The organism is Streptomyces sp. AgN23 (assembly GCF_001598115.1).
GTDB lineage: Bacteria > Actinomycetota > Actinomycetes > Streptomycetales > Streptomycetaceae > Streptomyces > Streptomyces antimycoticus.
The window spans coordinates 9,639,171-9,661,922 of record NZ_CP007153.1 but is presented as its reverse complement, the minus strand read 5'-3'; the positions used below and the strand labels follow the sequence as shown (position 1 = coordinate 9,661,922).

Sequence of the window (22,752 nt, the reverse complement as noted above, 5' to 3'; positions counted from 1 at the left end):
CGCATGTGCTGCCCGCGATGGCGTGACGGCGAAGCGGAACGTTCATCGTCAGCCCCTGGCCCGCGGGCCAGGGAGTGGCACGCCATCCAGACCAAGATCTTCCAAAGCGGCTCGCCGGTGTCATGTCGAGCACTACCTGCCTGCTCAGCCACCAAACGCGCCAGCCTTGACGCTGCTCACAAAGCCGACCCATGCATCAACAGCCGCCGTCACAAAACGTCGTCCTCTTCTTCTCCCACAGGGCTGATGAAGAAAGTGATATCGGCGATTTCCGGTATCTCGACCAGCAATCCGGTACTGCGCAGAGCCTCTGCTATAGCAGTAGCGTCACCCGCCCAATGCAATGGCAGATCGTCCACCAGGTTACCTTCGTCGTCAAAACAGTCCACGTGCGCTTGAGAAATCCAGAAGATCGCCCTCAGCTCACCCTGCACTCGTTGGTGAACGTCTTCCCAGCCACCGGTGGTCGTAAGTGAGAAATCGGGTTCGGCGATGTATCCGTCGGCCTCCAACTCCCTGAACGATTGAACGATCCGGCAGAGATCAGAATCTGGAGCCCGACCTGCGACACATACGGCCACCCCACTGTCTTGCTCAAGGGCCGCACGAACAACCAGACCTTCCCGCGCGAAGGCAGTCTGAACGCGGGACGCCAGCCCCTCTCGCCACTCGAAGGAGAGGTCATCCCGCAGCGAACCGTCTCCGCTGAAGAGCCTGTCAAGCTGTGGAATTACCAGCGCAGGGCCACTTCCGAAGGATTGTTCCTCCCGCAGCACACGCCAACCAGCACTGCGCAGCCTGTCGATGGCGCGTTCCACCTTTTCCCTATCGGTATCGTCTGGCATTATTCCCACACTTCCTTTTCCGTCTCAAAGTCAGGGCCAGGAGATTTCTTCATGTACTCATACTTCTCGCCTTCATAATCCGCCTGTGCAGACTTGTTCGCATCTGCGGCGATAAGCTGCAGGTTGGATATATTTGGGGTAGCATTCACGCGTTCGCGATCGGCGGAGTTATAGCCGACGGCATGCCAATGCGCAGCAAGAGGGACGATGTGATCGACGTTCCAGTTCGAAGATTTTCGCATGTTGGCCGTTGACACATCCCCCTTTCTCTTGAAATCCATCAGAACCTTAACCGGCACCTTGGCATCCTCTTTTGCGGCACCAAGCATCGTCATGTCTTTGAGTTTGCTGACAGCAAGAGCCTTCACGACTCGAAGACCTACAGGGGCCATGCCAGCGCTCCGCGCATCTTTGTAAGGCTTTATAACCGCTTGAACCTCAGCAAAGATCCCAGGAAAATCGCGCCCTATCACAGCTATTTTCGCCCGATTAAAGTGATTTCCACCCCCTTCATAAAGCATCTCTCGATGTTTATTGAAACCCTCAGGCAGTTTCGGTATGTCTGATGCATCCACCACCTCGGGGCGCCCATCGGCAATCCACTTATCCACAATTTGCTTGATTTTATTTGCGGCCGATGGATCGGGACTGGTACGCGCCTCTTCCTTTCGTTTCCAAGCTCCGAATGACTCTTTCAGCCTCTCCTCGGTCTTCACGGAGGTATGCAACCTGTCTGCCATATCACCCGGCGCGACGCCTCTGATCTTTCTTGGAGCCGGGTAACTCTCAATTTCCCCTTTCACCCTCATCACCTTTGCTTTAAATTCCTCTTCCTCGCTCGCAAGAGAAGTGGCTAGACGCCCGGACCCATCCCCTCTGGCCCTGATCGTATGCACATGACCGAACGTAGTGAATTTCTCACTGACGTCCACCGCTGAGATTATTTCGCGGACTTTCCTGCGCGACTCATCCTTCTTTCCAGCCTTGCCGCCCGCGCTGGCATCCGGTTCTCCATTTCGCCCTTCCTTTTTATTCTTATTGCGTTTTCCCCACAGTCTCTTGGCGGCCTGGGCGATCTTGGCGGCGATTTTGTCCATGGCGCGGTTGACCGGGCGGGAGACTTTTTGGAAGACCTGCTTGATCTTGTTGGCCAGGCCCCCGATGCCCAGCAACGACGCGAGGAGGCCGATGAGGAGGGGGAGGCTGGCGGCCAGGGCTGTTTCGACCGTCTTGGGGACGCCGGCTGCGCCGCCGTTGGCTATCGCTACGACCGCGTCCAGGACCGCGTTGACGAATTCCACGATCTGAGCGCCCTGGTTCACGACGAATGTGACGATGTCGATGATGCCCTTGACCGCTCGGACGAAGGCGGAGGCGGGGTTGAGGAGGGAGAGGATCCAGGTGATGCCCGCGATGATGACCGTGGGGATCAGGTAGGACTTGAGCTCTTCGAGGATGGTGGACTTCAGGTCGCCGGTTTCGGCGGTGATTTCCTTGGCGGCGCCCGCCGGGCCCTCCGTCGCCAGGGCCTTTGCCACCGGGACGGATTGTTCGGCCGCGCTCATGGCCTGGTCGGGGACGCCCTTGCGGGTGATGCGGGAGCGGATGTTCGCCCAGGTCAGGCCCAGCAGGGAGGCGATCAGCTGGATGATGCCCTTGAGGTCGAACTTTGCGGGGATCTCGATTCCGGCTTTGGCGCTCGTGCCCAACAGCCAGGAGACCAGACCCGTTTGGAGGTGGGTGCCGATGTTGGAGATGAACTGCTGGAGGCCCGCGCCCACCGCGCGGACCAGGTTGCCCAGGAAGCCGATCGGGTCCTTGATGATCTTCATGATGGCGCCGGCGGCCTTGGCCAGGATGCCCATCAGGAGGTTCTTGAGCTCATTGATGGTTTTGATGACGCCGACGACGGCGTCCACGGCCTTCTGGACGAGGCCCTTGTTCGCCTCCTGGAGCTTCTTGATCTCCTCGTCGACCTTGTTGAGGGCCTGGGTGTACTTCTGAGCCAGGGTCTGGACCAGTTGCTTCGATTTGTCGTTGACCTCCGACTCGAGGTCGTCGAACTTTCCGGCGAAGTCCTTCGCCGCGTCCTGGCCGTACTTCTTCAGATCGGCGGGTAGCTTGTCGACCTCCGCCTTCAGTTCGGCGCGGCCCTTGGCGATACGGGCCTTGGCCTTGCCCAGCTCCGTGCCGATCGTGTCGGCGATGGACGAGATGACGCCCTGCATCAGACGTACGTAGAGCTTGCGGGACTCCTGGAAAAGCTGGTTTGCCTCCTCCGGCATGCCCGCGATCTTGTCCTTGGCCCATTTGGCCGGGCCCCAGAAGCCGCCGTAGCGCTTGTCCTTGTACGCCTTCATGCGGCGCTTCTGGTCGGTGTTGAAGGCGTCCCGGGCCTTCTTCTCGCCCTCCTCGAATTGTTTGTCCACCTTGCCGTCGAGGCCGTCGAGGATGCCCTCGACGTCCTTTTGCGTGGCGTCGAAGACCTTCTGGAGCTTTGCGGTGACCTCCTCCCGCTTCTGCTCGTCCTTCGACTTGGCCTCGCCCTTGCCGCCGTCGACCTGCTTGCCCGCGCCCGCGCGGGTGGCGGTCAGGGCGGACATGGCCTGGGTGCCGGCCGCGGCCGCCTGTGATTTCGCGGTGGCCAGTTGCTGCTGCTCCGCTCCCCGGGCCTGCGCCGGGGCCGTCGCGGAGTGCTTTTCCGCCTTCTTCTTCTCGCCCAGCGCCTCCGTGAACTCCGGCTCGTTGCTCTTGGCCAGCTGCTCCTCGGTGACGTCCGCGTCCGCCATCTGCTGATCGGTCTTCTTCGGGCCCTCCGAGAAGTCCGTCACCTCGGGCGGCTGCTGCTGCGGAGTGGCGTCCGCGGCGCTCGGTGCGCCCGGGTTGGCCGGAGGCTGGTCCGGCCCCATGGGCGTGACCTGCTTCTCCTTGGCCTTCGAGGTGTCGGGAGCGGCCTTCGTGGTCGTCTCGATGTCCTTCGACGACGCCTGCTTGCCGTCGGTGACCTTGCCGTCGACCTCGCCCTTGATCTTGTCGGCCTTGCCGGAGTCGGCGAACTTGTCGGCCTCGTCGAGGTTCTTGGGCGCCTGTGCGGCGATGGCCTCGTTCACCGCCGCGATAAAGCCCGCCTTGTCGAACTCCCCCGGCTTGGCGGCGTTCATCTTCTCCGCGTTGGCCGCCTTGCCCTGCGCCTCCTTGTCGTCCGGCGGCGCCACCGCAGCGTCCTGGGCGGACCGGGACTCCGCGGTCGCGGGGTGGTGCTGGGCCAGCTTCCGCTTCTTCGCCGCGACGTCCGACTGGACCTTGCGGAAGCCGGGGGCCTGGGCCGGTGGAGGCTTCACCGGCGCCGCGTAGCGCTGGGCGACCAGCCGGGAGACCGCCGTGTTCCCGGCCGCGGCCTGCAAACGCTGGAGGTGACGGGGGGACAGGCCGGGGGCGGCGGACGGGGGGACAGGGGCGGCCGCCTGCTCGGAGGCCGGGACCGAGGTCGGGGCCGGGGACGGGGTCGACCTCGGCGCCGTATGCTCCCTCGCCCCGGGTTTCGCCGACGCGGCAGACTTCCCGGACTTCTCCGAGGCAGACTTCATCGCATCATCCGGTCACCGGGCGGTCGGCGATACGTCCGCGACATGTATGTCAGGGTGCTGGTTCCGCCCGCTCCAAGCCCGTGGCAGGCCGGGTAGCGATGGGGGCAAGACTTTCTGCCCTATGGGGAAAGGGAATCCGCTGCCTCTTCGGGCAGCGCCTTCTGTACGCGGGGGCGGCCGAAAGCCCGTTCCCGTTGATCCTTTTCCCGGGAACAATCGCTCTCGTTTCCCCGGTCAAGGAGAGTGGCATGCCGTCGTACTTGTCCCCGGGTGTCTACGTCGAAGAGGTGGAATCCGGGTCGCGGCCGATCGAGGGGGTCGGGACCTCGGTCGCCGCCTTCATCGGGTTCGCGCAGAAGGGGCCGTTCAACGAGCCGACGCTCATCACCAACTGGACGCAGTTCACCACCGTTTTCGGGGACTTCGTCGAGGGCACCTACCTCGCCTCCTCCATCTACGGTTTCTTCGCCAACGGTGGCGGCATCTGCTACGTCGTGCGCATCGGCGACGCCGAGGAGGCCGAGCCGGGCGGGGAGCGCGCGGGCACGGCGAAGGAGGTCGCCTCGGGGCCTTCGGCCCAGCTCGGGCCGTATGTCGTCCGCACCCTGCCCGGTGTCACCGGGGAGATCACCGTCGAGGTGGCCGACCCCGAGGGCGACGACCCGCCGCAGGACGTCTTCGCGCTGGTGGTCAAGCGGGACGGAGTGGTCGTGGAGACCTACCCGGCCGTGACCACCAAGCGCAGCAAGGAGAACGTGGCCACGCAGGTCAGGGCCCGGTCCCAGCTGATCAGGCTGGAGGAGCCGGGTAAGGGCGCGGCGCCCGCGAGGCCCGAGTCGCAAGTGGTGACGCTCGCCGCCTCTCCCGGTGCCGGCCCGGGGGCCGGCGCGGCGGTGGTGCCGGACGCGCTGTCGGCGGATTCGTACGTAGGGGATCCCGACCAGCGGACCGGATTCGGCGGTCTGGAGGCGGTCGAGGAGATCACCATGGTGGCCGCGCCGGACCTGATGAGCGCCTATCAGCGGGGCGCGGTGGACCTCGAGACGGTGATCACGGTGCAGCGCGGGCTGATCACCCATTGCGAGGCGATGGGCGACCGGATCGCCATTCTTGATCCGCCGCCCGCCCTGAGCCCGCGGCAGATCAAGACCTGGCGCGAGGAGACGACGGGATTCGACTCCCGGTACGCGACCCTCTATTACCCGTGGATCAAGGTGTTCGACCCGGCCGTGGGCCGGGACGCCTTCGTACCGCCGAGCGGACACATCGCGGGGGTGTGGGCGCGCAACGACGAGACGCGCGGGGTGCACAAGGCCCCGGCGAACGAGGTGGTACGGGGCGCCGTCGCGCTCCAGACGCAGATCACCAAGGGCGAGCACGACCTCCTCAACCCCATTGGGCTCAACTGCATCCGTGCCTTCCCCGGCCGCGGCATCCGGGTGTGGGGCGCGCGCACGCTCGCCGATGACGCGTCCTGGCGTTATCTCAATGTGCGACGGCTCTTCAACTACCTGGAGGAGTCGATTCTGGCGGGCACCCAGTGGGTGGTCTTCGAGCCCAACGACGACGCCCTGTGGGCCCGTATCCGGCGCACCATCTCGGCGTTCCTGGTCAATGAGTGGCGCAAGGGCGCGCTCTTCGGGCTGACCCCGGACGAAGCCTTCTATGTGAAATGCGACCGCGAGACCAATCCGCCGGAGTCCATCGACGCCGGGCAGGTGATCTGTGAGGTCGGGGTGGCCCCGGTGAAGCCCGCGGAGTTCGTGGTGTTCCGGCTCGCCCAGCTCTCCGCGGGCACGGGAGCGGTTGACGAGTGATGACCACCACGACCGACCGATCCTAGGAGGCTGGTATGCCGCTCCCCGAACTCGACAGCTCCGTAGGGCATTCCTTCGGGCTGGAATTCGACAGCGTGCTCATCAGGCAGATCACCGAGGTCAGTGGTCTGAAGATGGAGCAGGACGTGATCGAGCTGAAGCAGAACACCGCCGACGGAAAGTACGCCATCAAGAAGCTGCCCGGCCGTCCCAAGGCCGGTGAGGTCACGGTCACCCGCGGTCTGACCGAGGACAACAGCTTCGAGCAGTGGATCAAGGATTCCCGGTTCGGGAAGATGACCAATGCCCGGCGCAACGGGTCCATCATCGTCTACGACTACGAGGGCATCCCGATCAAGCGGTACAAGCTCATCAACGCCTGGCCCAAGTCCCTGGAGATCAGCACGCTCAAGGCCGGCGACACCTCCGTGCTCACCGAGAAGCTGGCCATCACCTACGAGAGCGTGGAAGTCGACTGATGCGGCGCACCATCGCGGCATCCCCCGAGCGGGCGGCCCCGGACCGGGAGACCGAGACCCTGCGGACGGAGTTCCCCTTCGAGCTGCCGCGCGGATACGTGGACGAATCCGGGACGGTGCACCGCGACGGCGTCATGCGGCTGGCCACCGCCCGCGATGAGCTGATCCCGCTGCGGGACGACCGGGTGCGGGAGAACTCCGCCTATCTCTCGGTGGTGCTGATCTCCCGGGTGATCACCCGGCTCGGCTCGATCGAGGACATCCATCCGGGCATCGTCGAGGACCTGTTCGCCTCCGACCTCGCCTTTCTGCAGGACTTCTACCGCAGGATCAACGCCGAGGGGCACACTCGGGCCGCGGTCACCTGCCCCTCGTGCCAGGAGAACTTCGCGGTGGATCTCTCCGGTGGTGGTCGCCTGGGGGAATCGTGACGTACGCGGCCGACCGGATCCATGAGGAAGTCGCGTACCTCGCTTACCACTTCCACTGGCCCCTCGACCAGATCCTCGACCTCGAGCACACCGACCGATCGCGTTACGTGGACCACATTGCCCGGCTGAACGAGCGGTGACATGACATGGGATTGCTGTCCTGGCTGGCCGGACACCGGCGGAGCGGCACGGGGAACACGACGCACACCGGACCGGAGACGGGGACGGGCCGCGCGGCGCCGCCTGCCGTACCGGGGTGGCGGGAGGTGCCGCCGTTGCAACGAACGGTGGCATCGCCCGAGTTGGTGACCGATCCCTCGGGATTCCGGGCGGGGCTGGGGACGTGGCAGAACGCGTCGTTCCTCGGGACGCTCGGCCATCTGGTGAGCCCGGAGGCACCGTCGGGGGTGGGGCACGGTCTCACCACGCCGCCGCCCCCTGCCGATACGCCGAACCCAGCTGCCCGCACACCACCGACGGTGAGCCGTGAGGTCGGTCCCGTCGTGGCGCGGGAGTTCGCCACGCCTCGGAGCGCTCCCGTACAGCGGGTGGCGGAGGGTGCTGCCACCCTGGACACGCCGGAGGTGGTCGAGCCGCTGATCTCCGCCCGTCCTCCGGACGAACGGATACGGCAGCTGACCACGCTGCCTCTCGCCACGCCGCGTCCCACCGCGGCAGCGGGCGATCTGCCCCAAGCGGCATCGCCTTCGCCACCGGTCCAGCGGTCCGCCGCCTTCGGCCTGGGCGAGCCGCTGACCGAGCTGCCGCCGACCGCCCAGCGCACACCCGTGGCGAGCACCGGGGCCCTGACTCCCGAGCAGCCGGAAGTCGTACCGCCAGAGCCTCCGCGCGGCGATGCGCCGTCCAGGCCGCTGCTCACCGACGATCCGCTGGCGGTGCGTACGGCGGACACCGGTACGGCATCCGCGCCCACGCCCACGGCCCCGCCCGTGCCGCTGCGACGGGCCACCGCCAGTGGGACGCCGGTGGCGGCCGAACCCGCACCGGCGGCCGGGCCCGTGGTGCCGCTCGTGGCACAGCGATCGGTGCCGCTGTTCTCGGGCGCGTACGACATGCCCGACCGGCCAGGCGGCTCCGGTCCGGTCCCCGTCGCCGAGCCGCCCGTCGTGCCGGTGCGCTGGTCCGCCGCCGTCGGCCCGGCGCGCACGAGTCCGGGGGTGACGGCCGCGGGCGGAGCGTCGGCCACGAATCCCCCGACGACCTCCACGGCCCAGCGGTCGACGGCGCCCGCGACCCGGCGGTCGATGGCGCCGACGGCCGCCGCTCCCCCGCCCCGGGCCACCGGGCAGCGCCCCACCGCACCGGTACCGGCCACCGCCCCGACGGCCCTGGCCCGTCCGCTGGTCGACGCCGGTTCGGTGGCGGTGGCCGCCGGGGTGGCACAGCGCATGGCGGACGGCTCCGTGGTGTTCCCGCCTCCGCGCGTTCCGTCCGTGCCGCCCGCTCCGTCCGTACAGCGGATACAGCGGGCGCGGTTCCTCCCGCCCGTGCAGCGCGACGCCATGGGCCCGGAGCCCCCCGACGCCCCGGCCCCCGACCCGCCCACTCCGCCCGACCTGCCCGCCGAGCCACCGTCCGCCCCGCCACCCGCCGAGCCGCCGTCGGCGGGCCCGCCCTTCGAGCCCGCTCCCGAGCCGTCCCCCGCAGGCGCGCCCCATGACGGCACACCGGGAGAACCAGGGGGACACGGTGGCAAGGGCGGGGCGCCCAAGGTGAATGACGAGCTGGTCCGTGCGCTGTACGGCCCCCTGAGCCGGCTACTGAAGGCGGAGTTGCGGCTGGAGCGCGAACGGGCCGGACATCTGATCAACACCAGGCACTGACAAGTGCGGAGAGAAGGGACACGGCATGCCCGTTACCGATGACCCGGCGGTCAGCGTCTGTTTCGTCGTCACGGTCGACGGCATCGAGCTCGGCTCGTTCAACACCTGTGAGGGCCTCGGCTGCGAGGTGGTGCTCGAACAGCGCGAGGAGGGCGGCAACAACAGCCATCTGTGGCAGCTGCCCACTCGGCTGAAGTACCCCAACATCAAACTGTCCCGGCCGCTGACCCGTGACACCGAGAAGGTGGCGAAGTGGTTCGCGAGCATGACCACCGGGATCGCCCGCCGCACCGCGCATATCGAGGCGCGGACGGGAGACGGGCACAAGGTGGCCCAGTGGGGTCTGCTCGAGGTGGTGCCGGTGCGCTGGACCGGGCCGTCGTTCAACCCGGAGTCGCCCAAGGTGGCCATGGAGACCATCGAGATCGCCCACCACGGCTATGTGATGGAGGGCTGACCCATGAGCTCACCCGTGGCGTTCAGCGCGGCGGGCGGCGGGGCCGCCGCGGGCAGGACAGGTGGCGGGGCCCGGCCCAAGCTGGAGCACGCCTATCTGGAGCTGCGCACCCCGCCGCCGGGTGGCGGTCTGACGCCTGGCGGGCCATGCGGGCGGATCGACTTCCAGTTCAACCCCAAGGAGCTGAGCCTGACCAAGGCGGCGGCCTGGAAGCGCACCCCGGCCAAGGGGGCGAAGAGCGCGGGGCCGCCCGAGTATCAGGGGCCGCAGCCCAGCAAGCTGACCGTCGAGATGTTCTTCGACGCGAGCGACACCCAGGACACCAGCGTGGTGACCTCGGTGGAGCGGCTGTTCACCTGCTGTGTGCCGACCAACGAGACCCGGCAGCAGCAGCGGGCCTCGCCGCCATGGGTGGTATTCCACTGGGGCGGGCTCACCGGGTTCCCCGGCTACGTCAGTCAAGTGCAGGCGAAGTACACCCTGTTCACCACCTCCGGGGTGCCGATCCGGGCGGTGTGCCAGGTGACGATGGAGGAGATCACCGGGGAGACCCCGGGGCAGAATCCGACGTCGGGCGCGCTGCACGCACGCCGGGTGCACCGCGTGCGCACCGGCGACACGCTGCCGCTGCTGGCCTGGCGTGAGTACGGCGATCCGGCGGCATGGCGGGTCATCGCGGAGACCAACGGGATCGACGATCCGATGCGGCTGCCGGGCGGTCTCGAGCTGCTGCTTCCGGCGCTGGACGAGCTGGACCGCGACAAGGGGGCCGGAGCCCACGGCGACGGTCATGGCGGGGGGTGGTGAGCGATGGCCCAGCAGAGCGTCGCCAAGGCCCTGGTGGTGGAGTTCGGTGGCCGTCCGCTCTCCCCCGCGCTGGCGAACACGATGGTCGAGGGGTATGTGGACGACAGCCGTACGCTGCCCGATCTGTTCGTGCTGCGTTTTCGCGACCCCAGCCGGGTGCTGCTGGAGCAGGCGGGGGTGGAGATCGGTACCGAGGTGCGGCTGCTGGCCGGCGCCGGGGGCGGGACTTCGCCGCGTCCGCTGCTGACCGGGAGCGTCACCGCGCTGGAGGTGGAGATCGACGACACCGGCACCTTCACGGTGGTGCGCGGGCTGGACGAGTCGCACCGGCTCTTCCGGGGCCGTCAGGTGGCCAGCTACCAGAACATGACCCTCGCCGACATCTGTGTCCGGGTGGCGCGGCGGGCGGGGCTGAAGCCGGGGAAGGTCGATGTGGCGGGCCCGGTGCTGGAGCATGTGGCGCAGCCGAACATCAGCGACTGGGAGTTCCTGTGCGGACTCGCCGAGGAGGCGGGCGCCCAGGTGTATGTGACGGACGGACGGCTGCATGTCGCCAAGCCCACCGAGGCGGGCGGCGCCCCGGACACCTCGGCCCGCGCCGTCCGCGACCCCCTGGTGCTGGAGATGGGGGACAATCTGCTGCGCTGCCGGGCCGGGGTGTCGGCGGCCGAGCAGGTGTCCACGGTCGAGGTGCGGGGCTGGGACGTCAAGACCAAGCAACCGCTGGTGGGCCGCGCGGACGCGGGCAAGGCGGCGACGTTGGACCTGGGGGTGACGGCGGCGGAGGTGGCGCGGCCGTTCGGCGAGGCCAGCTTTGTGGTGTCCGACGCGCCGTACGGGCACCAGGCGCAGGTGGACCAGGCCGCGAGCGCCCTGGCGGCGCGGATCGCGGGGTCGTTCGCCGAGCTGGAGGCGGTGATCCGGGGCAATCCGGAGGTGCGGGCGGGTGGCGCGGTCACCCTGGCCGGGGTCGGCAAGCCCTTCGAGGGGCGCTACACCGTCACCTCCTCGCGGCATGTGTTCGACCCGGTGCGCGGCTATGAGACCTGGGTGACGGTGTCCGGGCAGCAGGAGCGTTCGCTCTTCGGACTGACCGGCGGCGGGTCCGGCGGTGGTGGCGCGGAGACGGCCTCCCGCTGTTCGGGGCTGGCCAACGGCACGGTCACCGACACCAAGGACCCCGACGGGCTCGGCCGGGTCAAGGTGCGGTTCCCCTGGCTGTCCGACGAGTACGCGAGCGACTGGGCGCGCACCGCGCAGGCGGGCGGGACCGGTGGCGGGGAGGCGTTCATCCCCGAGGTCGGCGACGAAGTGCTGATCGGTTTCGAGCAGGGCCATCTGGACCGCCCGTATGTGCTCGCCGGTCTCTACAACGGCAAGGACAAGCCGGGGCAGGGGCAGGGCGCTTCGGGGCAGGGGCAGGGTCTCGGTCCTCAGCAGGGCCAGGGAGACGGCCAGGAGGCGGATGCGGTCGACCCCACCAGCGGTGCGGTCAACAAGCGCGCGTTCGGCTCCCGTGGCGGCAACAAGCTGGAACTGCTCGACGCGGCGAACGGCCCACAGGGCGTACGGCTGGTCACCGGCGATGGAAAGCTCAGGATCAACCTCGACCGCAAGGGCACGGCCATCGTGGTGCACAGCGACGGCACGGTGGAGATCGAGGCCAAGGAGCAGGTGTCCATCAAGGCGGGCAGCGGGGTGTCCCTGGACGCGGGCGACGGCACGCTGGAGCTGGGCGGCGCCACGGTGAAGCTGACCGCCCGCGGCGGCGTGCAGGTGGACGGCGGCAACGGCCAGGTGAAGCTGTCCACCGGCGGGGCGGTGGAGGTGCGGGGCAGCCAGGTGGCGGTGAGCGGCACCACCCGCACCGAGCTCAAGGGCGGGGATTCGCTCTCCGTCAGCGCGCCGATGGTGCGCATCAACTGACACCGCACACGACAGCGACGAGCCGGTGTGAAGAGACAAGCGAAGAGACAGCGACCAGGCAGGGGGCACAGCACATGCCAGCAGCCGCACGCGTCGGCGATCCCACCGGCCACCCCGGGGTGATCGGCCCGCCCGGCGAGCCCACCGTGCTGATCGGCGGGCGGCCCGCGGCCACCGTGGGCACCGCCCACCAGTGCGCTTCCCCCGCCGCCCACAGCACCTCGCAGATCGCCCCGCCCGGCAGCTCCACGGTGCTCATCGGCGGCCGGCCTGCGGCGCGGGTGGGTGACACGGCGGGGTGCGGCTCGCCCATCACGTCCGGGTGCCCGAGCGTACTGATCGGAGGGTGAGGGATGGGGCGGCAGTTCATCGGCGCGGGCTGGGCGTTCCCACCCCGTACGGACGCCACCGGATCGATCGCCCTGGTCCGCGAGGAGCGGGAGATCGAGGAGTCGATCCGGCTGATCCTGGCCACCTCGCCCGGTGAGCGGCCGATGCGGCCCGAGTTCGGCTGCGCCCTCGGCGACTATGTGTTCGCGCCCGCGGACGCCGGTACGGCCGGGCAGCTGGCCTACGAGGTGCGGCTGGCCCTGGAGCGGTGGGAGCCGCGGATCGAGGTGGCGGACGTCGCCGTCCGCTTCGACGAGGCGGACAACGGGGTGCTCTACATCGACATCGGCTACGCGGTGCGCGGCGCGAACGACCCGCGCAACCTCGTGTTCCCGTTCTATGTGATCCCGCACGGCGAGGAGGGCGGATGACACTCCCCAGCCCGAACCTGGACGACCGGAGATTCCAGGGATTGGTGGACGAGGCCAAGCGGCTGGTGCAGCAGCGCTGTCCGGAGTGGACCGACCACAATGTCTCCGATCCGGGGGTCACGCTCATCGAGGCGTTCGCCACCATGGTCGACCAGCTCGTGTACCGGCTCAACCGGGTGCCGGACAAGAACTATCTGGCCTTCCTCGATCTGATCGGGGTGCGGCTCTATCCGCCGACGGCGGCGCGCACCGAAGCCACGTTCTGGCTGTCGGCGCCGCAGCCGGAGCCGGTGCGGATCCAGGCGGGCACGGAGGTGGCCACGGTGCGCACCGAGACCGAGGAGGCGGTGGTCTTCACCACCGGCCGCAATCTGTCGGTGGTGCCGTGCGACCTGACCCATCTGGCCACCTGGCCGGCCACCGGCGATGCCACCGACCGCTCGCAGGAGCTGGGCCTGGGCCGTGATGTGCCCTGCTTCGGCCGCACGCCCACCCCTGGCGACTGTCTCTACCTCGGTCTCTCCCAGCCGGTGCCGGGTTGCGCGGTGGTGCTGCGGCTGGACTGCCGGGTGGACGGCGTGGGCGTGGATCCGCGCCGCCCGCCACTGCTGTGGGAGGCGTGGGACGGGAGCGCCTGGGCCTCCTGCGAGGTGGAGAAGGACGACACCGGCGGGTTCAACAAGGCCGGCGAGGTCATCCTGCATGTGCCGGCCACGCACACCGCCTCGGTGGTGGTGCGCGAGTCCGGGGGGTGGCTGCGCTGCCGGCTGCTGGAGGCGGCGGCTGACCAGCCCACCTATGTGGCATCCCCGACGGTACGTCAGGCCAGTGCGTTCACCATCGGCGGCACGGTGGAGGCCGCGCACGCGGAGAACGTGGTCGAGGAGGTCCTGGGCCTGTCGGAGGGGGTGCCGGGGCAGGATTTCCGGGTGGCGCGGCCCCCGGTGGTGGCGGGCGAAGAGCCGTTCGTGGTGGAAGTGGCCGAGGGCCACGGCTGGGTGGAGTGGATCCGCGTGGACAACTTCGCGCACTCCACGCCGTACGACCGGCACATCACGCTGGACCCCAACTCCGGGCAGGTGGACTTCGGCCCGGCGGTGCGGGAGCCCGACGGCACCCTGCGGCTGTTCGGGGCGGTGCCGCCGAAGGGCTCGCCGGTGCGGGTGCGCGCCTACCGTACGGGGGGCGGGCACCGGGGCAATGTGGCGCGCGGTGCGCTGCGGGTGCTGCGCAGCTCACTGCCGTATGTGGCACGGGTGGAGAACCGGCGCCCGGCGCTGGGTGGGGTGGACGGCGAGACGGTGGAGAACGCGCGGGTGCGGGGCCCGTTGACGCTGCGCACCCTGCACCGGGCGGTCGTACCGCATGACTACGAGCAGCTGGCCCGCGAGGTGGCGCCCGACGCCGCCCGGGTGGCGTGTGTACCGGCGGGTGAGGCCGATGGCCATGGTGGCGAAGGGGAGGATCCGGCGGGCGGGGTGCGGCTGCTGGTCGTCCCGGCCGGGCGCGATGACGAACGGGGGCGGATCCGGTTCGAGGAGCTGATCCCGCCACCGGACACCCTCGCCATGATCTCGGCCTATCTGGACGAGCGGCGCCCGATCGGCACCCGGCTGTCGGTGGGACCGCCGTACTACCAGGGCGTGACCGTGGTCGCCTCGGTGCAGGCGGGGCGCGGGGTGGCCGCCGAGCGGCTGCGGGAGGCGGCGCTGACCGCGCTGTACGGCTACTTCAACCCGCTGACCGGCGGGCCGGAGGGGCAGGGCTGGCCGTTCGGGCGGCCGGTGCACTCCGGTGAGGTGTTCGCGGTGCTGCAGCGGGTGCCCGGCGTGGATCTCGTCGAGGACGTACGGCTGTTCCCGGCGGACCCGGTGACCGGGCAGCGGGCGGAGGCCACCACGAGGATCGAACTGGACCGGCATGCGCTGGTGTTCAGCTATGAGCACCAGCTGCGGGTACGGGAGGCATGAGTGCGCGGAACACTTCCCGGGCTGCCCACGGCCCATCCCCTGCTCCATCAGCTTCCCGCCGTCTATCTCGACCATCCGTTCCTGGAGCGGTTTCTGAGCGCCCTGGATGAAGTGCTGGCACCGGTGCTGCTCACCCTGGACAATCTGCCCGCACATCTGCATCCGCGCACCGCGCCCGAGGATCTGCTGGCGTGGCTGGCCGAGTGGGTGGCGGTGGAGGTGGACCCGGAGCGCCCGGTGACCCAGCGGCGCGCGGTGGTGGCGAGCGCCGTCACCCGCCACCGCCGGCGGGGCACCCGGGAGGGGCTGGCGGCGGCCGTGCGCGTGGAGACCGGTATCGAACCGGAGATCATCGAGAGCGGTGCCACGGACTGGTCCACCGAACCCGGGGCGCCGCTGCCCGGTTCGGCGCGGCCGTGGGTGACGGTGCGGCTCACGGTGCCGGACGCCGAGGCGGTGACGCCGACCCGGCTGCGGCTGGAGCGGCTGCTCGCCGCGGAGGTGCCGGCGCATGTCGTCTACCGCGTGGAGGTCGCGGTCGAGGGGACGGGAGCGTCATGATCTGTCCCGACTGCGGACACCGCAATGAGGCGGGGGCGCACTTCTGCGCTTCCTGCGAGGCGTTCCTGGCTTGGGACGAGGAACCGGACCGGCGGCCGGGGGCCTCGGCGCCGCCCGCCAGTCCGCCGGGCTCCGGTACGGGCGAAGGACCGCGCACCGGGCCCTCCGACCCGGCACCCGCCCCGCCCGTCGTTCCGCCCGTAGCTCCGCCCGCCGCCCCGCCTGCCACTCCGACTGTCGCTCCGCCCGCCGCTCCAGCCGCCGCTCCGCACGCTGTGACACCGCCCGCCGTGCGGCCGAACGAGCCCGCGGCGGCGCCCCGGCGGCCCGGGGACCGGCCGGAGGACACCGATACCGGTCCGGACCACCGGCCGGGTGCGCCGGACGAGCCCCCGGCGGCGCCCCCGAGGCCGGACGCCCTGCCGCGCCGCCCCGGCCGCCCCTGTCCCCGGTGCCGTGCGGACAATCCGTCGGACCGCAGGCTCTGTATGCGCTGCGGTATCCTGCTCGACTCCGCGGCGGAACCCGGCCGGCCGCGTCGGCTGCCCTGGTGGCGCCGGATCTTCCGGCGCGACGCCCAGCGCCCGCTGGCCGCGGGCAGCAGGCCCACCCACCGGACCTGGCCGCGGCCCCGGCTGACCCTTCCGGTCCTGGTGCTGGTGCTGGCCGCGGCGGCGTGGTTCGCCCGGTCCCAGCTGTCCGAGGTCTTCACCTTCACCCAGGACCGGACCGGCGATCCAAAGGCCCTGCACCCCACGGCGGTGCGCGGCTCCAGCCAGGCGCCGGGACACCGGGCCGGGGCGGCCTTCGACGGCTACAACAACCGGTACTGGGCACCGGCCACCGCGGGCCCGGGCACGGGCCAGTACCTGGAGGCCGACTTCGACCGGCCGGTGCGGCTGCGGAAGCTGCTGATCACCTCGGGGCGCTCGGCGAAGGCGGATGAGTTCCTGACCCAGGCGCGGCCCTCGGAGCTCACCCTCACGCTGGTCACCTCGGAGGGCAAGCGCACCACGAAGGGCGTCAACCTCCAGGACCAGCCCGGTCAGCAGAGCTTCGATGTGCACGGCTCGGACGTGGTGCGGATCCGGCTGTCGGTCGACGCGGCGTACGGCGCCCGCTCCGACCGGCGGACGGCCATCGCCGAGGTGGAGTTCTTCGGCCGTCAGTGACGTGGGGCGCGTCCCTGACGGCCGGTCGAAGAGGACGGACGACGGTCACGCCGCGCCCGGGCCGGCCGGTCGCACCCGGCCAGGTCAGCCCTCTCCCCGGGAGGCCGTGCGCCGGGCGCTGTCGCGGCGCGGCCTGAGGGGGGCGTCCTCGTCGCTGAAGAGCTCCGGGTGCTTGGCGCGGATCTTCTCCACATCGCTGAAGACCAGCCGCAGATGGGAGCGCAGCGCCCCGTCGGCCCTGTCCAGATCGCCCTCCTCCAGCAGGTCGACCACCTCCCGGTGCTGGCCGATGAGCAGGGACATCTGCTGGGTCATGGGCAGTGACAGCCTGCGGGCGCGGTCCAGCTGGGCCTTGGCCTGGCTGACGACGGGCCAGGCGGAGGCGTGTCCGCTGACGGCCATCAGCCGGGCGTGGAACTCCTCGTCCAGCTGGAAGAAGCCCTGCATATCGGACTGGTCGTCGGCCTCCTCCTGCGCGATGAGCAGCACCCGCAGCTCCGCCACGTCCCGCGCGGTGGCCTTCTCCACGGCCTCCCGCAGCGCGGCGCACTCCAGCGCCTCCCGGATGAACTGGGCGGAGGCGACATCGCGCTCCCGGATGCGCGAGACGAACGTACCCATCTGGGGATAGATGTCGACCAGCCCCTCGTCGGCGAGCAGGATCAGGGACTCGCGGACGGGGGTGCGGCTGACCCCGAGCTCGGCCGCCAGGTCGTTCTCCGAGACGGCGGAGCCGGGCTCCAGCTCCAGGCTGACAATGCGCGAACGCAGCACCTCATGGACCAGTTGCCGGGTGTTGCGCCCCCGGGAGCGTGCCGCGTGCAGTCCCTCCGCCGGTGCCATCTGACCCCTTCCGAACCCTTGACTCGCCTCGCTGACGTACTTGTATGGTAGCCGACCGACAGCCCGGACTCCACCCCGGAGCCCGCCGGGAGCCCCCCGGGAACCCTCCGGAACCCCCGGGAGCCCGCTCAGTGAGGAGCACATGCGTATGGCCACGATCACGGAGGCCAAGGTCATCGTCACCTCGCCGGGTCGCAATTTCGTGACCCTGAAGGTGACCACCTCCGACGGCGTGACCGGTCTCGGTGACGCGACCCTCAACGGCCGCGAACTCGCGGTCGCCTCCTACCTGGAGGACCACCTCGTACCGCTGCTGATCGGCCGCGACCCCGCCCGTATCGAGGACACCTGGCACTACCTCTACAAGGGCGCCTACTGGCGCCGCGGCCCGGTGACCATGACCGCCATCTCGGCCGTGGACACCGCGCTGTGGGACATCAAAGGCAAGGTCGCGGGCCTTCCGGTGTACGACCTGCTGGGCGGCAAGGCCCGCGAGGGCGCCATGGTCTACGGCCATGCCAGCGGCGGCGACGTCCCCGAGCTGCTGGAGGACGTCGCCCGCTTCCAGGAGATGGGCTACCGCGCGATCCGAGCCCAGGCCGCCGTCCCCGGCTCACCGGGGACCTACGGCATCCGCCACGGCACGGTCGCCACCGTCTACGAGCCCGCCACCGGCACACTGCCCGAGGAACAGCCCTGGTCGACCGAGGCGTATCTGGACTTCGCACCGCGCTATCTGGAGGCGGTCCGCGAACGGTTCGGCTTCGACTTCCATCTGCTGCACGACGTCCACCACCGGCTCACCCCCACCGAAGCGGGGCGGCTGGGCCGCAGCCTGGAGGAGGTGCGGCTGTTCTGGATGGAGGACCCCACCCCCGCCGAGCTCCAGGAGTCCTTCCGCCAGATCCGCCGTTCCACCACCACGCCGATAGCGGTCGGCGAGGTCTTCAACTCCATCTGGGACTGCCAGCAGCTCATCACCGAGCGGCTCATCGACTACATCCGCGCCTCGGTCGTGCACGCCGGCGGCATCACCCATCTGCGGCGGATCTTCCACCTCGCCGAGCTGTACCAGGTGCGCACCGGCTCGCACGGCGCCACCGACCTGTCGCCGGTGAGCATGTCGGCCGCCGTCCACCTCGATGTCACCGTGCCCAACTTCGGCATCCAGGAGTACATGGCGCACGACCCGCTCACCCATGAGGTGTTCCGGCCGACCTACGAGCTGCGCGACGGCGCGCTGCACCCCTCGGCCGCGCCCGGCCTCGGCATCGAACTCGACGAGGAGGCGGCCGCCCGCTTCCCGTACGACCCGAAGTACCTTCCGGTGAGCCGCCGTACCGACGGGTCGGTGCACGACTGGTGAGCACCGATCCCCCACGGCGCCTGTCCCTGGCCACCCTGCCCGGCGTCCCCGCGGAGAGCCGCCCGCCGATCGACCCGCGGGCGCTGCGCCCCCGGATCGTGCATCTGGGCATCGGCGCCTTCCACCGCGCCCACCAGGCCCTCTACACACAAGCCGCCGAGGCGGCGCACGGTGGTGGCTGGGGCATCGCCGGTGTCACCCAGCGCAGCCGGTCCGTCGTGGACGCCCTGCGCCCGCAGGACGGGCTGTACTCGTTCACCGAGCGGCGCCCCGAGGACGGGGCCACCCGCGTGGTCGGCACCGTGACCGAGGTGCTGCACGCCGCCGACGACGGCGCCCGGCTCGACGCGCTCCTCGCCTCCCCCGAGGTCACCGTCGTCAGCCTCACCGTCACCGAGAAGGGCTACCGGCGCGACGCCGCCACCGGCGGACTCGCCCTGGAGGACCCGCTCGTCCGGGGTGACCTGGAGGGACGGCCCGCCCCCGCGAGCGTGGCCGGACAGCTCGCGGCGGGGCTGCGCGCCCGGCTGCGGGCCGGCGGCGCCCCGGTGTCGCTGGTGTCCTGCGACAACATGGCCGACAACGGCGCCGTACTGCGGCGCCTGGTGCGGGAGTTCATCGCCGCGACCGCCTGGGAGGACCGTGACCGCCTGCTGGACTGGATCACCGGCTCGGTCGCCTTCCCCGCCACCGTCGTCGACCGCATCGTCCCCGCCACCACCGACGCCGACCGGCGGGCCGCCGCCCGCGCGCTGACCGTGGCCGACGCGGGCGCGGTCACCGGCGAACCGTTCACCCAGTGGGTGCTCCAGGACATCTTCGCCGCCGACCGCCCGCACTGGGAGGCGGCCGGGGTCCGCTTCGTCCCCGATGTGAGCCCCTACCAGCTCGCCAAACTCCGGCTGCTCAACGGCGCCCACTCGCTCATCGCCTATCTCGGACTGGCCGCCGGATGCGAGACCGTCGCCGATGTCCTGGCCACCCCCTGGGGCGAGGAGACCGTACGCGCCTACTGCGCCGAGGCCGCCCAGAGCCTGCCGCCCACCGAGGGTCTTGACCTCCCCGCCTACATCGACAGCCTGGTGGACCGCTTCGCCAACCCCGCGATGGAACACCGCGTCCAGCAGATCGCCATGGACGGGTCCCAGAAGATCCCCGAACGGTGGCTCGCCCCACTGCGCGAGCTGCGCGCCGCCGGACGGGACACCCCCCTCCTGGCCACGGCCCTCGCCGCCTGGGCCCGCCGCACCCGGGACCACCCCTGGACGATCCGCGCGCCGAGGAGCTGCGCCGCGCCTGGGACGGCCCGCACCCCCAGGCCCCGCGCCGGCTGCTGCGGCTGCTGGGCGCCGAGGACCTCGCGGACGACACCGCCCTCGTCACGTCCGTACGGGCGGAGCTGGACTCCGGCCCCCGGCCGCCGCGCTGACCGCACGCACCGCCCCCGCAAAGGAGAGCCGCCTTGAAGACGCCCAGAGTCGCCCCCGCCACCGACACGCCATCCTCCCAGGACGAGGCCACGACCGGGCCACCGCGCCCACGCGGCCTGCGGCACAACACCCGCTGGCTGATGGTCTTCCTCTGTTTCCTGGGCATGACCGTCAACTACGTCGACCGCGCCACCATCTCCATCTCCCTGCCCTATATGACCGATGACCTGCACATCGGCCCCGAGTGGCAGGGCGTCATCCTCAGCATGTTCTTCGTGACCTACGCGCTGGGCCAACTGCCCGCCGGAGCGCTGATCGACCGCTACGGCGAGAAGCGCATGTTCGCCATCGGCGGGCTGCTCTGGTCGCTGGTCACCGTGGGCACCGGCTTCGTCCGGGGCATCGGCAGCCTGCTCTTCGCCCGCCTCGCCCTCGGCGCGGGCGAGGCCCCGGCCTACCCCTCGTGCGCCAAGTCCGTCTCCCGCTGGTTCCCGGCCCGCGAACGGGCGCTGGCCAACAGCGTCTGGGACAACGGCGCCCGCGCCGGCACCGCCGTCGCCGCCCCGGTCGTGACCGCGCTGATCGCCTGGCAGGGCTGGCGGATGGCGTTCTGGGTCACCGGCGCCGTGGCCCTGCTGTGGGTGGCGCTGTGGCTGAAGACGTACCGCGAGCCCACGGCGCGCGACGGACTCAGCGCCGAGGAGCGGGCGTACGTGACGGCCGGCGGCGCCCGGCTCGAGGAGAGCCCCGCCGAGGAGACGGCCCCGGAGGAACCCGCCGTGCGCTGGCGCGACCTGTTCCGCCACCGCACGGTCTGGGGCATGATGATCGGCTTCTTCTGCCTCAACTACGTCATCTACTTCTTCATCACCTGGTTCCCCAGCTACCTCGTCGACGCCCGCGGCTTCGACCTGCTCAAGCTGGGCTTCTACGGCGCCCTGCCCGGCATCGTCGCCATCGCCGGCAGTCTGCTCGGCGGCTGGACCAGCGATACGCTGCTGCGCCGCGGCTGGTCGGTGACCCGGGCCCGCAAGACCTGTCTGGTGTGCGGCATGCTCTTCTCCTCGGTCATCGCCTTCGCCGTGCTCGTCCCCAGCGCCATGTGGGCCCTGGCACTGCTGTCCGTCAGCTACGCGAGCCTGGCCTTCTCCGCCGCCTCGGTGGCCAGCCTGCCCGCCGACGTCGCGCCCACCCCGCGCCATGTCGCCTCGCTCGGCGGCATCCAGAACTTCGCCTCCAACCTGGCCGGGGTCCTCGGCTCGACCACCACCGGGCTGCTGCTGGGCTTCTTCCACCACTCCTTCGTCGCACCGCTGATGCTGTCCGGCGCGCTGTGCGTGGTCGGCGCCCTCACCTACGGCCTGGTCGTCCAGCGCGTCGAACCGCTGCGGCTGTCCGCCGCCTGAGCCCCACTCATGCACGAGGAGAACCACCCCGATATGAACGACGCCACCGCCGCGATCCTGCACGGCCCCAAGGACGTGCGCATCGAGCGGCGCCCGCTTCCCCGACCCGCCGCCGGCGACGTCCTCGTAAAGATCGGCGCGGTGGGGCTGTGCGGCTCCGACCTGCACTACTACGCCCACGGCGAGAACGGCCCCAATGTGCTCCGCTCCCCCACCGCGCTCGGCCACGAGGCGGCCGGAACGGTCGTGGCAGGCGGCGTCCCCCTGGCCGCGGGCACCCGGGTCACGATCGAGCCCGCCATCCCATGCGGACGCTGCCGCGCCTGCCGCGCGGGCCGCTACAACCAGTGCCCGCACGGCCGCTGCTTCGGCTCCCCGCCCACCGACGGCGCCCTGACCGGGCATCTGACCGTGCCCGCGGAGTTCGCCCATCCGCTCCCCGACGACTTCCCCCTCACCTCCGGGGCGCTCATCGAACCCCTCGCGGTCGCCCTGCACGCGGTGCGCCGCGGCAATGTCACCGCCGGGGACCGGGTGCTGATCACCGGCGCCGGGCCGATCGGCCTCCTGGTCCTCCAGGCCGCCCGCGCCGTGGGGGCGGGCGAGACCGTGGTGACCGACGTCAACCCCGGCCGGCTGGCCCACGCCCGCCGCCTGAGCGCCGACCGCGCCCTGGACACCTCCCGTGAACCCCTCCCCCAGGATCCGGTGTTCGACATCGCACTCGACTGCTCCGGCATCGAATCCGCCCTGACCGCCGCCGCGCACGCGGTACGCCCCGGCGGCACCGTGGTCGCCGTCGGCAACCCGCCCCAGCCCCGCACCACGCTGCCGCTGACCTGGATGCAGCGCCAGGAGCTCACCCTGGTCACCGCCTTCCGCTACGCCGGGGAGTTCCCCGCGGCGGTGTCCCTGGCCGCCACCGGACGGATCGACCTGGAGTCGCTGGTCACCGCCCGCTTCCCCCTCGAACGCACGGCGGACGCCCTCGAGACGGCGCTCTCCGACCCCGCACAGCTGAAGGTCGTCATCGAGCCCTGAGCCATGGCC

At 70.4% G+C, this 22,752-nt stretch carries 20 protein-coding genes; 17 read left to right on the top strand and 3 right to left on the bottom strand.

From position 1 onward, the window contains the following. Positions 1–209: 209 nt before the first annotated feature. Both AS97_RS41500 and AS97_RS41495 read right to left on the bottom strand, forming a co-directional pair. Complete coding sequence (locus AS97_RS41500; RefSeq protein WP_059142908.1) at positions 210–845, bottom strand: hypothetical protein; 636 nt, start codon at positions 843–845, stop codon at positions 210–212. Then, on the bottom strand, positions 845–4,249 hold the full coding sequence (locus AS97_RS41495) for a DUF1524 domain-containing protein (RefSeq protein ID WP_210566714.1): 3,405 nt from the start codon (positions 4,247–4,249) through the stop codon (positions 845–847). Before AS97_RS41495 ends, AS97_RS41500 begins: the two co-directional genes overlap by 1 nt. Positions 4,250–4,680: 431 nt before the next feature. On the opposite strand from AS97_RS41495, the gene AS97_RS41490 reads away from it, so the two are divergent. The 13 genes from AS97_RS41490 (at position 4,681) to AS97_RS41430 (ending at position 16,657) form a co-directional block, all read left to right on the top strand. Then, positions 4,681–6,249 carry a phage tail sheath subtilisin-like domain-containing protein gene (locus tag AS97_RS41490; RefSeq protein ID WP_210566713.1) on the top strand — a complete coding sequence of 523 codons (1,569 nt, stop codon included), beginning with the start codon at positions 4,681–4,683 and terminating at the stop codon, positions 6,247–6,249. A 35-nt stretch (positions 6,250–6,284) separates the two neighbouring features. Beyond that, positions 6,285–6,728: a phage tail protein gene (locus tag AS97_RS41485; RefSeq protein WP_059142910.1), complete on the top strand. Its 444-nt coding sequence runs from the start codon at positions 6,285–6,287 to the stop codon at positions 6,726–6,728. Then, complete coding sequence (locus AS97_RS41480; RefSeq protein ID WP_059142911.1) at positions 6,728–7,159, top strand: hypothetical protein; 432 nt, start codon at positions 6,728–6,730, stop codon at positions 7,157–7,159. The genes AS97_RS41485 and AS97_RS41480 overlap by 1 nt, the downstream gene beginning before the upstream one ends. Next, a complete protein-coding gene (locus tag AS97_RS41475; RefSeq protein ID WP_185929941.1) occupies positions 7,156–7,299 on the top strand; it encodes a DUF6760 family protein in 144 nt (47 codons plus the stop codon). Before AS97_RS41480 ends, AS97_RS41475 begins: the two co-directional genes overlap by 4 nt. 126 nt (positions 7,300–7,425) lie before the next feature. Further along, positions 7,426–9,003, top strand: coding sequence for a hypothetical protein (locus AS97_RS41470; RefSeq protein ID WP_247204866.1), 1,578 nt, complete (start codon positions 7,426–7,428; stop codon positions 9,001–9,003). A 25-nt stretch (positions 9,004–9,028) separates the two neighbouring features. After that, positions 9,029–9,460, top strand: coding sequence for a phage tail protein (locus AS97_RS41465; protein ID WP_059142913.1), 432 nt, complete (start codon positions 9,029–9,031; stop codon positions 9,458–9,460). Positions 9,461–9,463: 3 nt separating this feature from the next. After that, positions 9,464–10,267 (top strand): peptidase M23, encoded by an 804-nt coding sequence (locus AS97_RS41460; protein WP_125761432.1) that lies wholly within the window; start codon positions 9,464–9,466, stop codon positions 10,265–10,267. 3 nt (positions 10,268–10,270) lie between these two features. Next, on the top strand, positions 10,271–12,193 hold the full coding sequence (locus AS97_RS41455) for a VgrG-related protein (protein ID WP_125761430.1): 1,923 nt from the start codon (positions 10,271–10,273) through the stop codon (positions 12,191–12,193). 74 nt (positions 12,194–12,267) lie between these two features. Continuing rightward, positions 12,268–12,543 (top strand): PAAR domain-containing protein, encoded by a 276-nt coding sequence (locus AS97_RS41450; RefSeq protein WP_059142916.1) that lies wholly within the window; start codon positions 12,268–12,270, stop codon positions 12,541–12,543. 3 nt (positions 12,544–12,546) lie between these two features. Next, positions 12,547–12,954 carry a GPW/gp25 family protein gene (locus tag AS97_RS41445; RefSeq protein WP_059142917.1) on the top strand — a complete coding sequence of 136 codons (408 nt, stop codon included), beginning with the start codon at positions 12,547–12,549 and terminating at the stop codon, positions 12,952–12,954. Beyond that, positions 12,951–14,924 carry a putative baseplate assembly protein gene (locus AS97_RS41440; RefSeq protein ID WP_059142918.1) on the top strand — a complete coding sequence of 658 codons (1,974 nt, stop codon included), beginning with the start codon at positions 12,951–12,953 and terminating at the stop codon, positions 14,922–14,924. Before AS97_RS41445 ends, AS97_RS41440 begins: the two co-directional genes overlap by 4 nt. Further along, positions 14,925–15,485, top strand: coding sequence for a phage tail protein (locus tag AS97_RS41435; RefSeq protein ID WP_210566711.1), 561 nt, complete (start codon positions 14,925–14,927; stop codon positions 15,483–15,485). 488 nt (positions 15,486–15,973) lie between these two features. Further along, the gene (locus AS97_RS41430) at positions 15,974–16,657 is read left to right on the top strand and encodes a discoidin domain-containing protein (RefSeq protein ID WP_247204658.1); all 684 of its coding nucleotides are present in this window, start codon (positions 15,974–15,976) and stop codon (positions 16,655–16,657) included. Between the two features lie 84 nt (positions 16,658–16,741). On the opposite strand, the gene AS97_RS41425 is transcribed toward AS97_RS41430, so the two are convergent. After that, positions 16,742–17,500: a GntR family transcriptional regulator gene (locus AS97_RS41425; RefSeq protein WP_059142920.1), complete on the bottom strand. Its 759-nt coding sequence runs from the start codon at positions 17,498–17,500 to the stop codon at positions 16,742–16,744. 148 nt (positions 17,501–17,648) lie between these two features. On the opposite strand from AS97_RS41425, the gene manD reads away from it, so the two are divergent. Genes manD through AS97_RS41405 form a run of 4 tightly spaced genes read left to right on the top strand, consistent with a single transcriptional unit; the run spans position 17,649 to position 22,743 of the window. Then, positions 17,649–18,866 carry a D-mannonate dehydratase ManD gene (gene manD / locus AS97_RS41420; protein ID WP_059142921.1) on the top strand — a complete coding sequence of 406 codons (1,218 nt, stop codon included), beginning with the start codon at positions 17,649–17,651 and terminating at the stop codon, positions 18,864–18,866. Further along, positions 18,863–20,332: a mannitol dehydrogenase family protein gene (locus tag AS97_RS41415; RefSeq protein ID WP_247204657.1), complete on the top strand. Its 1,470-nt coding sequence runs from the start codon at positions 18,863–18,865 to the stop codon at positions 20,330–20,332. The genes manD and AS97_RS41415 overlap by 4 nt, the downstream gene beginning before the upstream one ends. Further along, positions 20,329–21,702, top strand: a complete 1,374-nt coding sequence (locus AS97_RS41410; protein WP_210566710.1) for an MFS transporter — start codon at positions 20,329–20,331, stop codon at positions 21,700–21,702. The genes AS97_RS41415 and AS97_RS41410 overlap by 4 nt, the downstream gene beginning before the upstream one ends. Before the next feature lie 9 nt (positions 21,703–21,711). Further along, complete coding sequence (locus tag AS97_RS41405) at positions 21,712–22,743, top strand: NAD(P)-dependent alcohol dehydrogenase (RefSeq protein ID WP_210566709.1); 1,032 nt, start codon at positions 21,712–21,714, stop codon at positions 22,741–22,743. Positions 22,744–22,752: the final 9 nt, after the last annotated feature.

What these genes read in the sequence shown, in the direction of transcription:
- AS97_RS41500 (WP_059142908.1), bottom strand. Translation starts at nt 845, where the DNA reads ATGCCAGACGATACCGATAGGGAAAAGGTGGAACGCGCCATCGACAGG.
- AS97_RS41490 (WP_210566713.1), top strand. Translation starts at nt 4,681, where the DNA reads ATGCCGTCGTACTTGTCCCCGGGTGTCTACGTCGAAGAGGTGGAATCC.
- AS97_RS41485 (WP_059142910.1), top strand. Translation starts at nt 6,285, where the DNA reads ATGCCGCTCCCCGAACTCGACAGCTCCGTAGGGCATTCCTTCGGGCTG.
- AS97_RS41480 (WP_059142911.1), top strand. Translation starts at nt 6,728, where the DNA reads ATGCGGCGCACCATCGCGGCATCCCCCGAGCGGGCGGCCCCGGACCGG.
- AS97_RS41465 (WP_059142913.1), top strand. Translation starts at nt 9,029, where the DNA reads ATGCCCGTTACCGATGACCCGGCGGTCAGCGTCTGTTTCGTCGTCACG.
- AS97_RS41460 (WP_125761432.1), top strand. Translation starts at nt 9,464, where the DNA reads ATGAGCTCACCCGTGGCGTTCAGCGCGGCGGGCGGCGGGGCCGCCGCG.
- AS97_RS41455 (WP_125761430.1), top strand. Translation starts at nt 10,271, where the DNA reads ATGGCCCAGCAGAGCGTCGCCAAGGCCCTGGTGGTGGAGTTCGGTGGC.
- AS97_RS41450 (WP_059142916.1), top strand. Translation starts at nt 12,268, where the DNA reads ATGCCAGCAGCCGCACGCGTCGGCGATCCCACCGGCCACCCCGGGGTG.
- AS97_RS41445 (WP_059142917.1), top strand. Translation starts at nt 12,547, where the DNA reads ATGGGGCGGCAGTTCATCGGCGCGGGCTGGGCGTTCCCACCCCGTACG.
- AS97_RS41440 (WP_059142918.1), top strand. Translation starts at nt 12,951, where the DNA reads ATGACACTCCCCAGCCCGAACCTGGACGACCGGAGATTCCAGGGATTG.
- AS97_RS41430 (WP_247204658.1), top strand. Translation starts at nt 15,974, where the DNA reads ATGCGCTGCGGTATCCTGCTCGACTCCGCGGCGGAACCCGGCCGGCCG.
- AS97_RS41425 (WP_059142920.1), bottom strand. Translation starts at nt 17,500, where the DNA reads ATGGCACCGGCGGAGGGACTGCACGCGGCACGCTCCCGGGGGCGCAAC.
- manD (WP_059142921.1), top strand. Translation starts at nt 17,649, where the DNA reads ATGGCCACGATCACGGAGGCCAAGGTCATCGTCACCTCGCCGGGTCGC.
- AS97_RS41405 (WP_210566709.1), top strand. Translation starts at nt 21,712, where the DNA reads ATGCACGAGGAGAACCACCCCGATATGAACGACGCCACCGCCGCGATC.